Origin of the sequence: Bradyrhizobium ottawaense (genome assembly GCF_900099825.1) — a bacterium.
Lineage (GTDB): Bacteria > Pseudomonadota > Alphaproteobacteria > Rhizobiales > Xanthobacteraceae > Bradyrhizobium > Bradyrhizobium ottawaense_A.
This window is the reverse complement of the sequence record NZ_LT629693.1, coordinates 4847169-4862137: the sequence shown is the minus strand read 5'-3', so window position 1 is coordinate 4862137 and position 14969 is coordinate 4847169. Positions and strand designations below refer to the sequence as shown.

Annotated in this window: 12 protein-coding genes; 3 read left to right on the top strand and 9 right to left on the bottom strand. The window is 63.7% G+C overall.

Annotated elements, in window-relative coordinates; genetic code table 11:
* Nucleotides 1-110 precede the first annotated feature (110 nt).
* The 8 genes from BLR13_RS22665 to BLR13_RS22630 form a co-directional block, all read right to left on the bottom strand.
* Complete coding sequence (locus BLR13_RS22665) at nt 111-917, bottom strand: alpha/beta hydrolase (protein ID WP_074819400.1); 807 nt, start codon at nt 915-917, stop codon at nt 111-113.
* A gap of 22 nt (nt 918-939) precedes the next feature.
* Entirely contained in the window at nt 940-2337 is a 1398-nt protein-coding gene (locus BLR13_RS22660) for an NAD(P)(+) transhydrogenase (Re/Si-specific) subunit beta (protein WP_074819402.1), read from the bottom strand.
* 64 nt (nt 2338-2401) lie between these two features.
* The gene (locus BLR13_RS22655; protein ID WP_027538813.1) at nt 2402-2719 is read right to left on the bottom strand and encodes a proton-translocating transhydrogenase family protein; all 318 of its coding nucleotides are present in this window, start codon (nt 2717-2719) and stop codon (nt 2402-2404) included.
* An 11-nt stretch (nt 2720-2730) separates the two neighbouring features.
* Complete coding sequence (locus tag BLR13_RS22650; protein WP_074819404.1) at nt 2731-3858, bottom strand: Re/Si-specific NAD(P)(+) transhydrogenase subunit alpha; 1128 nt, start codon at nt 3856-3858, stop codon at nt 2731-2733.
* Nucleotides 3859-3995: 137 nt separating this feature from the next.
* Entirely contained in the window at nt 3996-4148 is a 153-nt protein-coding gene (locus tag BLR13_RS22645) for an aa3-type cytochrome c oxidase subunit IV (protein WP_074819407.1), read from the bottom strand.
* A gap of 111 nt (nt 4149-4259) precedes the next feature.
* Nucleotides 4260-4643 (bottom strand): type II toxin-antitoxin system death-on-curing family toxin, encoded by a 384-nt coding sequence (locus BLR13_RS22640; RefSeq protein ID WP_074819408.1) that lies wholly within the window; start codon nt 4641-4643, stop codon nt 4260-4262.
* Nucleotides 4640-4921 carry an AbrB/MazE/SpoVT family DNA-binding domain-containing protein gene (locus BLR13_RS22635; RefSeq protein ID WP_079586064.1) on the bottom strand — a complete coding sequence of 94 codons (282 nt, stop codon included), beginning with the start codon at nt 4919-4921 and terminating at the stop codon, nt 4640-4642. Before BLR13_RS22635 ends, BLR13_RS22640 begins: the two co-directional genes overlap by 4 nt.
* Before the next feature lie 77 nt (nt 4922-4998).
* On the bottom strand, nt 4999-6870 hold the full coding sequence (locus BLR13_RS22630) for a M3 family oligoendopeptidase (protein ID WP_074819410.1): 1872 nt from the start codon (nt 6868-6870) through the stop codon (nt 4999-5001).
* A gap of 139 nt (nt 6871-7009) precedes the next feature.
* On the opposite strand from BLR13_RS22630, the gene BLR13_RS22625 reads away from it, so the two are divergent.
* The 3 genes from BLR13_RS22625 (at nt 7010) to BLR13_RS22615 (ending at nt 12906) form a co-directional block, all read left to right on the top strand.
* The gene (locus BLR13_RS22625; RefSeq protein WP_074819413.1) at nt 7010-8509 is read left to right on the top strand and encodes a sigma-54-dependent transcriptional regulator; all 1500 of its coding nucleotides are present in this window, start codon (nt 7010-7012) and stop codon (nt 8507-8509) included.
* Between the two features lie 348 nt (nt 8510-8857).
* Complete coding sequence (locus tag BLR13_RS22620; protein WP_074819415.1) at nt 8858-11017, top strand: L,D-transpeptidase family protein; 2160 nt, start codon at nt 8858-8860, stop codon at nt 11015-11017.
* A 266-nt stretch (nt 11018-11283) separates the two neighbouring features.
* Nucleotides 11284-12906 carry a DUF882 domain-containing protein gene (locus BLR13_RS22615; protein ID WP_244524917.1) on the top strand — a complete coding sequence of 541 codons (1623 nt, stop codon included), beginning with the start codon at nt 11284-11286 and terminating at the stop codon, nt 12904-12906.
* Nucleotides 12907-13036: 130 nt separating this feature from the next.
* Here BLR13_RS22615 and BLR13_RS22610 read toward each other — a convergent pair whose 3' ends face one another.
* Nucleotides 13037-14800 (bottom strand): adenylate/guanylate cyclase domain-containing protein, encoded by a 1764-nt coding sequence (locus BLR13_RS22610; RefSeq protein ID WP_074819419.1) that lies wholly within the window; start codon nt 14798-14800, stop codon nt 13037-13039.
* Between the last annotated feature and the right edge of the window lie 169 nt (nt 14801-14969).

The window sequence follows — 14969 nt, the reverse complement described above, 5'->3', positions numbered from 1 at the left end:
TCGAATCGGAAGGGGCTCCAAGTTTTGATTTAACGCGTTTTCTTGACGCGAACCGGTTTCCACTTCGCTGGAAAACGCTTTGGCGTACGATGCGCCAACCATAGCAGCCGTCAACCGCTTACGGCATTGATGAAATGCCGCGCGGTTTCAATGGCGCCAAAATTCTGCAGGTTTTCGTGGCCGCCTTCGGGAAAGCGGACGAATTGCTTCGGCTCATGCGCCAGGGAAAACAGCCGTTCGCCAAAACGAATCGGGATGGCCGGATCGCGCTCGCCATGCATGATCAGAAGCGGAACCGTGACCCGCCCGATGCGCTCGTCGGAGCGAAACTGGTCCCGCATCACGAAGCGCACCGGCATGAACCAGAACAGCGACGCAGCCACATCCGCCGTCGAGGTATAGGGCGCTTCCAGGATCAGCCGACCGACCGGCCTGTCTGCGGCCAGCGCCACCGCGACACCGGTGCCGAGCGAAAAACCCCACGCAACGATCCTGGCGGCGTCATAGCGCGCCACGGCGAAGGCGTAGGCCGCCGCGGCATCGCTCAGCAGTCCGCGCTCGCTCGGCTGCCCGCTCGAGCCGGCATAGCCGCGGTAGGACAGCGCGACGACGCCGATGCCATCCGCGATCAGGTCGTGAAAGCGGCCGAAGAAGCCGGCGAGAAAATCGCCGTTGCCGTGGAAGTAGAGAACGACGGGATGGCCGGGCTTTGCCGGAACGTGCCAGACGATGACCTTCTCACCGTCCGCCGTATCCATGACATGCTCTTCCGCTTCGCCAAAGCCCGCCTGCTGTGGCGAAGTGCGCGCCACGGTCGGAACCGGAAACAGAAACGAGCGCTGCGCGAAGAACAGCGCAACGAGACCGCCGGCATAACCGATGGAAATGACGATCAGGAGCCATTTCAGGACGGTCATCAGTCCCGTCCGCCGTTGGATCCTACATCGCCTTGACGATGCTCTCGGTGACCTTCTTGGCGTCGCCGAGCAGCATCATGGTGTTGTCACGGTAGAACAGGGGATTGTCGATGCCGGCATAGCCCGAGGCCAGCGAGCGCTTGATGAACATCACGGTGCCGGCCTTCCAGACCTGCAGCACCGGCATGCCGTAGATCGGCGAGGTCTTGTCGTCTTCGGCCGCGGGATTGGTGACGTCGTTGGCGCCGATCACGAAGGCGATGTCCGCCTGCGCGAATTCGGAGTTGATGTCCTCGAGCTCGAACACTTCGTCATAGGGCACGTTGGCTTCCGCCAGCAGCACGTTCATGTGGCCGGGCATACGGCCTGCGACGGGATGAATCGCGTACTTCACCTCGACGCCTTCCTTCTTCAGGATGTCGCCCATTTCGCGCAACGCGTGCTGGGCCTGCGCCACCGCCATGCCGTAGCCGGGCACGATGATGACCTTCTGCGCATTCTTCATGATGAACGCCGCGTCGTCGGCCGAGCCGAGCTTGACGGGCTTCTGTTCACCGCCGCCACCGCCGGCCACGGCGGTTTCGCCGCCGAAGCCGCCGAGGATGACCGAGATGAAGGAACGGTTCATCGCGTGGCACATGATGTAGGACAGGATCGCGCCGGAGGAGCCGACCAGCGCGCCGGTGATGATCAGCGCCGAGTTACCCAGCGTGAAGCCGATACCGGCCGCGGCCCAGCCGGAATAGGAGTTCAGCATCGAGATCACGACCGGCATGTCGGCGCCGCCGATCGGGATGATCAGGAGCGCGCCGAGCACCAGCGCCAGGATCGTGATCAGCCAGAAGTCGAGCGCGCTGCCCGAGATCACGAGGCCGACGATAAAGAACACCAGCGCCAGCCCTAGCGCGATGTTGATGATGTGACGAGCAGGCAGGATGATCGGCGCACCGCTCATGCGGCCCGACAATTTCAGGAACGCGATCACCGAGCCGGTAAACGTCAAGGCGCCGATGGCGACGCCGAGCGACATTTCGACCAGGCTCTGGGCGTGGATGTGTCCGGGCGTCCCGATGTCGAACGCCTCAGGCGCGTAGAACGCGCCGGCGGCGACCAGCACCGCGGCCATGCCGACCAGCGAGTGGAACGCTGCGACCAGTTCCGGCATCGAGGTCATCGGCACTCGGCGCGCGATCACGGCGCCGACGCTGCCGCCGATGGCGATGCCGAGAATGACCAGGATCCAGGCAAGGCCGTCCGCCGGCGGATGACTGGCGAGCGTGGTCGCGACCGCGATCGCCATGCCGATCATGCCGAAGAAATTGCCCTGACGCGACGAGGCGGGACTGGACAACCCGCGCAGCGCCAGGATGAACAGGACGCCGGCGATGAGATAGAATACTGCGGCCAGATTGGCGTTCATCTAGAGGTCCCCATTGTGTTCGTCACCACGAGGTGCACGCCACCCATCGTCATCTCACTTGAGCTCACTTGGCCTTCTTCTTGTACATCGCCAGCATGCGCTGGGTGACAAGAAAGCCGCCGAAAATATTCACGCAGGCGAAGATCAGCGCGATGAAGCCGAAGCCCCGCGCCCAGCCCGAGCCGCTCGAGATCATGCCGACGCCGACCGCGAGCAGCGCGCCGACCACGATCACCGAGGAGATCGCGTTCGTCACCGACATCAGCGGCGTATGCAGCGCAGGCGTCACCGACCAGACCACGAAGTAGCCGACGAACACGGCGAGGACGAAAATCGACAGCCGGAATACAAAGGGATCGACGACTTGGGCGATGTGCTCCATGGCTTCTCTCCTTACGCTTTCGGCTGGAAGTTCGGGTGGATGACGGCGCCGTCCTTGGTCAGGACGGTAGCTTTCACTAGTTCGTCGTCCCAATTGACCGCGAGCGCCTTGTTGGGCTTGTCGATCATGGTCTCGATGAAGTTAAACAGGTTGCGCGCGTAAAGGCTCGAGGCCGATTGCGCGACGCGGCCGGCGACGTTGGTGTAGCCGACGATCTTGATGCCATCGACGTCCGCGACCTCACCGGCCTTGGCACCCTCGACATTGCCGCCGCGTTCGACGGCAAGATCGACCAGCACCGAACCGGGCTTCATCGACTTCACCATTTCGGCGCTGACGAGCTTCGGCGCCGGCCGGCCCGGGATCAGGGCGGTCGTGATCACGATGTCCTGTTTCTTGACATGTTCCGCGGTGAGTGCGGCCTGCTTGGCCTGGTACTCTTTCGACATTTCCTTGGCGTAGCCGCCGGCGGTCTGGGCGTTCTTGAACTCCTCGTCCTCGACCGCAAGGAATTTGGCGCCGAGCGATTCAACCTGCTCTTTCGTCGCCGGCCGCACGTCGGTCGCGGTGACGACGGCACCCAGCCGCCGCGCGGTTGCGATCGCCTGCAGGCCGGCAACGCCGACACCCATCACGAAGACCTTTGCTGCCGGAATGGTGCCGGCCGCCGTCATCATCATCGGGAAGGCGCGGCCGAAAGCTTCCGCCGCCTCGATCACGGCGCGATAACCCGCAAGGTTGGCCTGGCTCGACAGCACGTCCATCACCTGCGCGCGGGTGATGCGCGGCATCAATTCCATCGCAAACGCCGAGATGCCGGCGTCCGCCATCGCCTTCAGCGCGGCATCGTTGCCATAGGGATCCATGATGGCGATGACCAGCGCGCCGCGCTTGTACTGCGCAAGCTCCGAGGCCTCCGGCCGCTTCACCTTGATGATGATGTCGGCATCCTTCAGGGCATCGGCGCTGACGGTGGCGCCGACCACCGTGAATTCGGAGTCCGGCAGGCCCGACTTGATGCCCGCGCCCGGCTCGATCGCGATATCGACACCCAGCGCCTTGAATTTCTTCACGGTGTCGGGCGAAGCGGCAACCCGCGGCTCGGACGGATCGATTTCCTTGGCAACGGCAATCTTCATGGGGCCTCCGGCGGCGCGAGGAGCGCGCGCGCAAGCAAACTAGCGTTATTTCCGCCAGCTAGGAAACCGGTTTCGCAACCGGATGAGATGCAAATTTTCGGATCGCCGCCCTCATTGGCAGCGCAGCATGCGGGGAATCAGGTCAGGAAAAAGCCCATCAGGGCGACGATGATGACGACGGCCGCGGTGCCGTATTTGACCAGCATGACGAAACCTTCATAGGTCTGCTCATGGGCCGGATAGTCGTTGCCGTCGGCGGTGGTGTAGGCAACTTCGTTATGGTCAGCCATCGGTGTCCCCAGTCAAAGATCGAAATCTGGCGTGCAATTACCGCAAAGCGATTGAGAGGGCAACGCCGATGCTGTCTTTTTGTACAGATCCGGCGTTGCCTATTTGCTAGGCTATGCGGGCCAATTGTCGCGGATCCAGCGGGTCAGGCTTTCCTCACTCACCTCGCCCGCGGCGAGGGAGAGGATGATCGCGGTGGCATGCGCTGGCTCGGGGGCAAAAGGTATGTCGTTGCCGCGCAAGAAGACCATCATGGCATGGAACGCGATACGCTTGTTGCCGTCCATAAGCGCATGGTTACGGGCGAGACCAAACGCGTAGGCTGCGGCGAGTGCAGCCATATCCTTTTGCCGGTAATTCCGTTGGTTGACTGGCCGCAGGACCGCCGACTCGAGAAGGCCCCGATCCCGGATGCCTTCCGGTCCACCGAATATCGCCAGTTGCTCGGCATGCATGTCGACAACTTCGTCGACATCGAGCCAGATCGGCTCGCTCATTTTGCGAGCGCGGCAAACGTATCACGGTATTCGTGCATGATCTTGCGGGCGATTTCCATGGTCCGCGCATGCTTGGGGTTGAATGGCGAAAGGCGCAAGCTGCCGTCCGGTTGCTCAACCGGATAGAACTTGTCCCCCTCCTTGAGATTAAGCCGGGCAAGAAGCTCTTTCGGCAGGATCACGCCAACCGAATTGCCAATCTTCCGAATTTGAAGGGCGTTGTCCTCAAGCTTGTATTCGCGAGGGGCCTCGCTCAAGCCGCGCGGTTTTTTGTTCATGGCACAATCTCCGTTATACAAATTGTATAACAGACTTACGCCGACCGTTCAACAAATGTTTTACGCCCTGCCCCTGCTTAGCTCATCGCCTCCAGCTCGTCGATCATCCCCGCGATCACCGACAGCCCGCCGTCCCAGAATTTGGGGTCCCTGGCATCGAGCCCGAACGGCTTGAGCAGCTCGGAATAATGCTTGGTGCCGCCGGCGGCGAGCATCGCCAGATAACGCTCGGCAAAGCCCTCGGCTGCATTCTCGTAGACCGCGTAGAGCGAGTTCACCAGGCAATCGCCGAACGCGTAGGCGTAGACGTAGAACGGCGAATGGATGAAGTGCGGGATGTACATCCAGAAGTTCTCGTATCCCGGGCGGATGTCGATTGCCGGTCCAAGGCTCTCGCCTTGCACGCTGAGCCAGATCTCGCCGATGCGCTGCGCGGTCAGTTCGCCGTTCTTGCGTTCGGTGTGGATGGCGCGCTCGAACGAATAGAACGCGATCTGCCGCACCACGGTGTTGATCATGTCCTCGACCTTGCCGGCGAGCAGCGCCTGGCGCTGTTTGGCATTTTTGGTCTCCGACAACAGTCGCCGGAAAGTCAGCATTTCGCCGAACACGCTGGCCGTCTCCGCCAGCGTCAGCGGCGTCGGCGCCATCAGCGCGCCGTTCCTGGCCGCCAGCACCTGATGCACGCCGTGGCCGAGTTCATGCGCCAGCGTCATCACGTCGCGCGGCTTGCCCTGGTAGTTCATCAGCACATAGGGATGCGCCGACGGCGTGGTCGGGTGCGAGAAAGCGCCGGGCGCCTTGCCGGGCCGTACCGGCGCATCGATCCAGCGATCGGTAAAGAACCGCTCGGCGATATCGGCCATCTCGCCGGAGAAGCCGCGATACGCCGTCAGCACCATCTTCTGCGCCTCGGGCCAGGCGATGGCGCCGGTCGCCGCGAACGGCAGCGGCGCGTTGCGATCCCAATGGGCGAGCTTCTTCTTTTTGAACCAGCCGGCTTTCAAATTGTAATAGCGGTGCGACAGCCGCGGATAGGCCGCGCGAACCGAGCCTACCAGGGCATCGACCACCTCGCGCTCGACGCGGTTGTTGAGATGGCGGGAATCCGCCACGTCCTGGAAGCCGCGCCAGCGGTCGGAAATCTCCTTGTCCTTGGCAAGCGTGTTGGTGATGAGCGCAAAGGTCCGCTCATTGTCCTTGAAGGTCTTCGCCAGCGCCTGCCCTGCAGCTTTTCGCTTTTCCGGCGCGCGGTCCTGCAACAGGTTCAGCGTCGGTTCGATCGCCAGCTCCTTGCCGCTGACCTTGAAGCGCAGGCCGGAGATGGTCTGGTCGAACAGCCGGTTCCAGGCGGCGTAACCGCTCTGGGACTTTTCGTGAAACAACTGCTCGACGCGATCTTCGAGCTGGTACGGCTTGTCCTTGCGCAGGTCCTCGATCCACGGCCGGTAGTGCCCGAGTTCGGGCGTCTGCATCGCACGCTCGATCACGGCATCGTCAACGCGGTTGAGTTCGAGCGCGAAGAACAGCAGATGCAACGAAGCCGCCGTCAGCCGCTCGGAAACATCGCCGTAAAATTTGGAGATCGCGGGATCGACGCTGTCGCCGGCATGAACGAGGCCCGCATAGGAGCCGAGCCGGCCGGCAAGATCGTCGATCGCCTCATAGCGCCTGACCACGCCCGCAAGCCAGCGACCGCCGTCTTCCCCCGCGGCATGTTCCGCCAGCTTTCCCTTGTAGTCGGTCTCAAACGCGACGCAATCTGCATCCATCTTTTCCAGGTCGCGCGCGATTTCGGGCGCGTCGATGCCGGAATAAAGATCGGCCAGATTCCATTCCGGCAGCTTTACCGGTCTGGATTTGGCGGCAGATTTCGGCGCCGAAGTTTTGGCGGTCTTGTTGGCGGTTTTCTTGGCGATCGGTTTTCGTTGAGCGGAGCGCGAGGTCATCTTGTTCGAAACCTGTGTTCAGTCATTAAGGCTATGTCGGCGGAAACAGACCGGGACGGCAACGTTTAAGAGTGCGTTAATCGGCATCGGCGAGAGTGCCCCGATTCGAGACAGATAGTTGTAACGTGCGGGGAAAACCATGGCTGCCACCATTTTGATTGCCGATGACGACGCGGTACAGCGCCGATTGGTTGAAAACATGGTGCAGAAGTGCGGTTATGAGCCCCTCATCGTCGAGAGCGGCGACGCCGCGCTGGCCCTGCTGACCGCCTCCGACGCTCCCGCGATCGACGCCGTCGTGCTTGATCTCGTGATGCCCGGCCTCGATGGCCTCGGCGTGCTCGCCAAGATGCGCGACGCCGGCCTGAATATCCCCGTCATCGTCCAGACCGCCCATGGCGGCATCGACAATGTGGTTTCGGCAATGCGCGCCGGCGCCCAGGATTTCGTGGTCAAGCCGGTCGGCTTCGAGCGGCTGCAGGTGTCGCTGCGCAACGCGCTCAACACCAGTGCGCTCAAGGGCGAATTGCAGCGCATCCGGCACAGCCGCGAAGGCCGGCTGACGTTTGCCGACATCATTACCCGCAGCGAAACCATGGCCGCCGTGCTGCGCATCGCGCAGAAGGCGGCAGCCTCCAGCATTCCGGTGCTGATCGAGGGTGAGTCCGGCGTCGGCAAGGAATTGTTCGCGCGCGCCATCCATGGCTCGAGCGAGCGCAAGGCAAAACCCTTTGTCGCCGTCAACTGCGGCGCCATCCCCGACAACCTCGTGGAATCGATCCTGTTCGGCCATGAGAAGGGCGCGTTCACCGGCGCCACCGAACGCCACATGGGCAAGTTCGTCGAGGCCTCGGGCGGGACGCTGTTTCTCGACGAAGTCGGCGAATTGCCGCTGGCAGCCCAGGTGAAGCTGCTTCGCGCGTTGCAGGAAGGCTCGGTCGAGGCCGTCGGCGGCCGCAAGCCGGTGAAGGTCGACGTTCGCATCATTTCGGCGACCAACCGCAAGCTGCTCGATCTGGTCAAGAACGGCGCGTTCCGCGAAGACCTGTTCTATCGCCTGCATGTATTGCCGCTGACGATCCCGGCCTTGCGCACGCGGCGCGAGGACGTCCCGCATCTGCTGCGGCATTTCCTCGCGCGGTTTGCCGCCGAGGAAAACCGCACCATCACCGGCATCAGCGGCGAGGCCGTGGCGCATCTGGCGCAGCTCGACTGGCCGGGCAACATTCGGCAGCTTGAGAACACGGTGTATCGCGCCGTGGTCATGAGCGAGAGCGACCAGCTTGGCCTGGCGGATTTCCCGCAGGCCGCGGCCCATGCCGGTCTGGACGCCCCGATCTCGCATGGCGAGCCGCTGGTCATCGCACCGTCAACCGCACCCGCGATGGTCTCAGGTAACGAAATACCAATTGCGCCGCTGGCCAATGCCGGCAGCCTGGCGCTGCTGACCTCCACCGGCGAGGTGCGGCCGCTCGAGGAGATGGAAAACGAGATCATCCGCTTCGCCATTTCGCATTATCGCGGGCAGATGTCGGAGGTCGCGCGCCGGCTGAAGATCGGCCGCTCGACGCTCTATCGCAAGCTCGACGAAGCTGCCGCCAACGACCCGGCCGAAGGCGGCGCGCAAGACGCGAATTGAACGAAGCCAATTTGCACGAAACGCAATTGTGGCGGTCCGGTGGCAAAGATCACGGCGAATCAAACGCATGGGTGATTCCGGAACCTTTGAACCGTGGCTTGCAGGTGACAGACAAAGGACGGTCGGCGTGGCAAAACCTCGCCACCCTAATGCAACTGGGGCTTGAGGTCAGTTTGTCGTGAGTTGCCCCGTATGACGCTGGCTGCAGCATGGGGGCGCATGTATCGTCTGCGTTGACTCGTTGCGTGCAGGCGTACCGACAGAAGCCGGCGCTAGCGCGCAAGCTGTGACCGACGATACCTAACGACTGTTCCATGCCGGGGCAGTTTCGCCCAAGGGGGTGTGACGATGCGTGACTGTTGGACGAACCGTGCTGGATTTGACCGCGTATTGATGGCCGTCGCGGCAACCTTCCTCGCGGTTTCCGCGACCTCGGCTCTGGCAGCCCAGTCGGATACGCCACGCGCCAGCGCCGCCGAGCTCGCAATCGATGCGGCAGTCCCTCGTCCCGAACCCGCCAACGTCCCGCCGCCGTCGCCCGGCGATTTCAAGACCGACGCCACCGCGTCGGTACCCGATGCCGCCAAGGCCACTGAATCCAAGGCGACCGAAAAGACGCCTGAGCCGAGCACGACCGCGAAGGCGGCCGACCCCAAGCCGGCCGAGATCGTCACCGCGCCTGCCGCCGCGACCAACGACACCGCGACGCCCGCTCCGGCGGCGACCGCCACGGCGCCTGCTGCCGAACCTGCCAAGGAGCCGGCGAAGGCTGCGAGCAACGTCGCCCCGGCCGATCAGCCGGTTGCCGACAAACTGCGCGACATGTTCGGCAGCAAGTCGCTGCGCTATTTCGACCGCAAGAACGAGCGCGCCGCCGTCGAGAAGTTCTACTCGGCCCGCGAATACGCGCCACTGTGGACCCAGGCCGGTCAATTGACTGCCAGCGCCAAGGGCGTGATCGCCCGGCTGAAGGACGCTGCCGCCGAAGGCTTGAACCCTACCGACTACCCGCTGCCGGATTTCGCGGCTGCCACCTCCCCGGACCAGCTCGCCGACGCCGAGCTGAAGCTGACCGACAGCATGCTGGACTATGCGCGCCAAGCGCAGAGCGGCCGCATGCACTGGTCGCAGGTCTCGGCCGATATTCTCTATCCCGAGCACCCGACCGATACCGCCGAAGTGCTGGCCAACATCTCGGCCGCCAAGGACGCTTCCGCAGCACTCGACGGCTACAACCCGCCGCACAAGCTCTACAAGGAGCTGAAGGCGAAGCTCGCCGAATTGCGCGGCCAGGGCGATGGACCGGTGGTGCAGATCGCCGACGGTCCGGCGCTGGCCTTCAAGGCCGGCACCAAGAAGCAGCCCCGCGTCGCGATCGAAGATCCGCGCGTGCCGCAGCTGCGCGCCAAGCTCGGCATCACCGAGAACGCCGACGACACCCATTACGACGCCAAGGTCGCCGAGGCCGTGCGCAAGTTCCAGGAGAGCGTCGAGCTGAAGCCCACCGGCGTGCTCGACGACCGCACCGTCAAGGCCATCAACAGCCCGAAGCGCGACAAGCAGATCGACACCGTCATCGTCAACATGGAGCGCTGGCGCTGGCTGCCGCGCCAGCTTGGCGCGGCGAACGTCGGCAATGCCTATGTCATCCTGAACATTCCCGACTACACGCTGAAGGTGATGCAGAACGGCGCGCAGGTCTGGACCACCCGCGTGGTGACCGGAAAGCCGGGCCAGCATGCTACGCCGCTGCTGACGGAAACGATGAAGTTCATCACCGTCAACCCGACCTGGAACGTGCCGCCGTCGATCATCTACAACGAATATTTGCCGGCTTTGCAGCAGGATCCCACCGTGCTGCAGCGCATGGGCCTGAAGCTCGAGCGTAACCGCGACGGCAGCATTCACATTTCGCAGCCGCCCGGCGAAGCCAACGCGCTCGGCCGCGTCCGCTTCAACTTCCCGAACAAGTTCCTGGTCTATCAGCACGACACCCCGGACAAGAACCTGTTCGCCAAGGACGAGCGTGCCTTCAGCCATGGCTGCATGCGGGTGCAGTATCCGGATCAGTACGCCGCGACGCTGCTCAACATCACGATGCCGGAGAAGAACTACTCGCCGGAAAAAATCCGCAGCATGTACGGCCAGAGCGAGATCGACCTCAAGTTCCCGACGCCGATCCCGGTCAACATCACCTATCAGACCGCGTTCGTGGACGATGCCGGCAAGCTGCAGATCCGCAAGGACGTCTATGGCCGCGACGCCACCATGCTGTCGCTGCTCAAGGGCGGCCGCAGCAAGGATCTGGAAAACATGGTCGCGCATTCACAGCCGAGCTACTCGCGTCCGCCGGGCTCCAGCCTGCCGGCCGGCGTCAGCTTCGCCAGCGACACCTCTTCTTCTTCCGGCCCGTCGTTCTTCGAGCGGCTGTTCGGCGGCCCGTCGAGGCCGTCGCCCCCCGCACCGGTTGGCCGCCGGCCGCAGCAACAGCGGGTTATCACCCGTTAATCCCTGCCGGTGGCAGGCGGCTTGAAATTCCGAACAGAATCAACGGTCTCGCCCTTCGGGCGAGGTCGTTTACGTTAACCATTATCCATCTCGATTTCAGCACCGGGCACTTTTTCGCCATAGTCCACGGGTTAGGTTATCGCTTGCTTGGGGGCGGGACGGTAAGCTTCGGTTAACCCTCCCGCTTTAAGAAAGCGTTCACCTTCTTTCGCTGGGGAAAGGCGAAGGAAATCCTTGAGCGCTCGTTCGACTGGGTGGGCTCATACGTGCTGGCTGCTTTCGCGCGCCAATTCAATCCGCTGTCGCTTCCAAAGGCCGGATATCAAATCGGTCTGGCCTCGCTGTTGCTCGTCGCCGGAGCAGGCTCCGTCCATGACGCGACCGCGCTGAATGAAACCCGCACCCTTTCCTTCCACCACACCCACTCCGACGAAGACCTCACCGTCACCTTCAAGCGCGACGGCCGCTACGACGAAGAAGCGCTGAAGCAGCTCAATCACTTCCTCCGCGACTGGCGCAGCCAGGACCAGACCACGATGGATCGTCATCTGTTCGACATCCTCTGGGAAGTCTACCGCGACGTCGACGGCAAGAAGCCGATCCAGATCATCTCCTCCTACCGCTCCCCCGCCACCAACGCCATGCTCCGCCGCCGCTCCTCGGGCGTGGCGCGCTTCAGCCAGCACATGCTCGGCCATGCGATGGATTTCTACATTCCGGACGTGCCGCTGGAGCAGATCCGCTACGCCGGGCTGCGTCTGCAGCGCGGCGGCGTCGGCTTCTATCCGACCTCGGGATCGCCGTTCGTTCATCTCGATACCGGCAGCATCCGTCACTGGCCGCGCATGAATCACGACCAGCTCGCCAAGGTATTCCCGGACGGCCGCACCGTGCATGTCCCCACCGACGGCAAGCCGTTGAAGGGGTATGAGCTGGCGCTGGCCGATATCGAAAAGCGCGGCAATGGCGACGATGCCGCCACCGTCGGCAAGAAGCCCGGCCTGTTCGCCGCGCTGTTCAAGGGCAAGCCTTCCGAGGACGACGAGGAAGCCGCCGCGCCGGTCGTCAGCGCGAAACCTGCACCGGCTCCCGTCGTGGCCGCCGCCGCACCGACGCCGCGCGCGAAGGCCGCAGCGACCCTGCAACTGGCCTCGGCCGACGCGCAGATCGTTCCGGCGCCGAAATCCAAGGCTGAGGCCAAGGCTGAATCCAAGGCTGAATCCAAGCCAGAAGCCAAACCTGCCGTGCTGGCCTCCGACGAGCCGAAGCCGCAGACGCCGGCCGATATCATCAACGCCCGCGGCTTCTGGGGCGACAGCGCCGCCGAAGCCAAGCAGGCCAGTCCCGCGCAGGTCGCCGCCCTCAGGGCCCGCCAGGCCCTCGGCGCCGCCGACCCACAGCCGACCGCCAGCGTTACCGAAGCCTTCAACAAGGCGCTCGCCTATGCGCCGGCCGCGACCTCGCCAGTCGACCGCGCCAACATCGTCGCCGCGTCGGCACCGATCCCGCGCAGCGGCCGCCCGACGCGCAATCCCGCGGTCGCCGCGACCGAGATCAATACCGTGGTCGCCAAGGGAATTCAGGGTGGCGTTCAGGGTCAGGACAGCGTGATTTCGACCTCGACCCGGCTTGCCGCCGCCAAGGGCCACGACATCTGGATGCGGGTCGTGATGCTGGCGCCGAGCGCGAGCAACGCGATGTCGACGACGGTGCTCGGCGATACCGACATGACCATGATGCGCGGCTTCTTCGTCAAGCCGCAGGCCGCGATCGCCATGACCTTCTCGGACGATCCGATGATGGGCATGACCACCGACCGGTTTACCGGTTCGGCCACCGCCAGGCTGTCGACGCAGTCGTTCGCGCTGCGCACCGCTTCGCTGCGCTAAAGCTCACCGCTTCCACAAGCTCGATGTCGTCCTCGCCTAGTGCGCGATTGCGCACGGGGTGCGCGAACCCATAACCCCAAGCATATTCCAGGGACGCCTTCGTGCCTGCCGCGCTTTCCCCTTCGCCGCGTCAGGCCGGCAGGCCCGCCTTGAGGAGACCAGCCGCGTGGCGCTCGCGGTCGACGCCTCGCTTGTAGTGCTGGGTGGTGAGATAGACGGCTGTCGAGAATGCCGGCTCACGCTTTAAGACTTCCCCCGCGTGCGCGGTCGCTGCGACGGCGTTGCCCATTTGCGCGAACGTGGCGGCAAGGAAGGCATGATGCGTGTGGTCGGGCCGCGTGATCCGTGAGAAGGCTTCGGCGGCTTCGGCGTATTTCTCAGTACAATAGCAGGCCCGCCCGAGGTGGCTCCAGAATCGCTCCGGGTGGTACGGATTGAGGCGCATCGCCTTCTTGATCCAGTCGATGCCCTCCTCCGGCCGCCCGAGCCACGTCAGAAGCTCGCCCTGCTGCACGACGACGAGGTCGTAGTTGGGGTTGAGCGCGAGCGCCCGCTCCTGATGGTAGGACGCCTTGTCATGATCGTCGCGATTGAGGTTGAGCGCGGCGAGGATCCGGTGCACGTCGCTGTCGTTGTCGTCGAGCTTGAGGGCGATCTCGAGCTCCGCGGCCACCTGGTCGAGGGCCGCGTCACGATCGGCGCACCAGCTGTAGACCCAGGTCTGCCCGAGCACGCAGGCCCGCCAGGCGTGAGCGTGCGCATAGTTGGGGTCGAGCGCGATCGCCCGCTCGAGCAGACGCTGCGCTTCCGCATTGTCTTCCCGCGTCGAGCGATGGTGCAGCACCTTGGCGGCCAGCACGCACTCGTAGGCCGCCATGTTGTCGGTCGGCTTGCGCTTGACGCGGTCGTGGGCCGCCGCCTCGACGCGGCCCGGCAGGGTTGCCACGATCGCGTGTGTCATCTCGTCCTGGATGGCAAAGATGTCGGCAAGCTCCCGGTCGTAGCGCTCGGCCCAAATGTGCCGGTCGGCCTCGGCGTCGATCAGCTGCACCGTGACGCGAATGCGATCGCCCGCCTTTCGCACGCTGCCTTCCAGCACGTAGTCGACGGCAAACTCCTTCGCGACCTCCTGCACCTTCACGGCCTTGCCCTTGTACACGAAGGTCGAGTTGCGCGAGATCACGAGCAAATCGTGGAAGCGCGACAGCTCAGTGATGATGTCCTCGGTGAGTCCGTCGGCGAAGAACTCCTGCTCGGGATCGCCGCTCATGTTGACGAGCGGCAGCACCGCGATCGAGGGCTTTCTGGCGACCATTGGCGCCGCCGCATTCCTCGCCTGATCAGGCGTCCCCCTTGAATCCGACTCAAGACGGACGCGGAAGACCCGGATCGGGCGAACGATGTTCTTGACGGTCTGATCGCCGAGATCCTCGAAGCTCATATCTTCCAGACGATCGCCGACCTGATCGCGGACCGCGCCCGAAACACAGATGCCGCCGGACTCGGCCAGCACTTCCAGACGGGATGCGACATTGACGCCGTCGCCGAAGATGTCGTTGCCGTCAACGATCACATCGCCAAGATTGATGCCGATGCGAAACTGCATCCACCGCGCCGGCGCGACGTCGGCATTGCGTCGCGCCATCCGGCGCTGAACCTCAGCCGCGCACAGCACCGCATCGACGACGCTGTGGAACTCAACCAGCATGCCGTCGCCGGTGGTCTTGATGATGCGGCCGCGATTCTTGGTGATGGCCGGATCGATCAGTTCGATCCGATGGGTCTTCAGGCGCGCAAGTGTGCCCGTCTCGTCAGCCTCCATGAGCCGACTATAGCCGACCATGTCGGCGGCGAGGACCGCAGCGAGCCGTCGCTCTGGTCCAGGCACGTCCATTTCTTCGGTCCCTTCGCAGGGCAGTCTAGCAGATCAGGGGCTTTAGCCCAAGCTTTCGCGCGCCGCGAGCAGGCCACGTCACCGCCGCTGCGCCCCGAAATCAAAAGATAAGCGCAAAAATATCCTCGCACCCGTTAGCGAGCTTAGGCCTTAGCGCGACTTGTCCGAG

Coding starts and splice junctions, on each gene's coding strand:
- BLR13_RS22655 (WP_027538813.1), bottom strand. CDS start 2,719: ATGGAGCACATCGCCCAAGTCGTCGATCCCTTTGTATTCCGGCTGTCG.
- BLR13_RS22635 (WP_079586064.1), bottom strand. CDS start 4,921: ATGAACAAAAAACCGCGCGGCTTGAGCGAGGCCCCTCGCGAATACAAG.
- BLR13_RS22640 (WP_074819408.1), bottom strand. CDS start 4,643: ATGAGCGAGCCGATCTGGCTCGATGTCGACGAAGTTGTCGACATGCAT.
- BLR13_RS22650 (WP_074819404.1), bottom strand. CDS start 3,858: ATGAAGATTGCCGTTGCCAAGGAAATCGATCCGTCCGAGCCGCGGGTT.
- BLR13_RS22645 (WP_074819407.1), bottom strand. CDS start 4,148: ATGGCTGACCATAACGAAGTTGCCTACACCACCGCCGACGGCAACGAC.
- BLR13_RS22665 (WP_074819400.1), bottom strand. CDS start 917: ATGACCGTCCTGAAATGGCTCCTGATCGTCATTTCCATCGGTTATGCC.
- BLR13_RS22610 (WP_074819419.1), bottom strand. CDS start 14,800: ATGGACGTGCCTGGACCAGAGCGACGGCTCGCTGCGGTCCTCGCCGCC.
- BLR13_RS22625 (WP_074819413.1), top strand. CDS start 7,010: ATGGCTGCCACCATTTTGATTGCCGATGACGACGCGGTACAGCGCCGA.
- BLR13_RS22620 (WP_074819415.1), top strand. CDS start 8,858: ATGCGTGACTGTTGGACGAACCGTGCTGGATTTGACCGCGTATTGATG.
- BLR13_RS22630 (WP_074819410.1), bottom strand. CDS start 6,870: ATGACCTCGCGCTCCGCTCAACGAAAACCGATCGCCAAGAAAACCGCC.
- BLR13_RS22660 (WP_074819402.1), bottom strand. CDS start 2,337: ATGAACGCCAATCTGGCCGCAGTATTCTATCTCATCGCCGGCGTCCTG.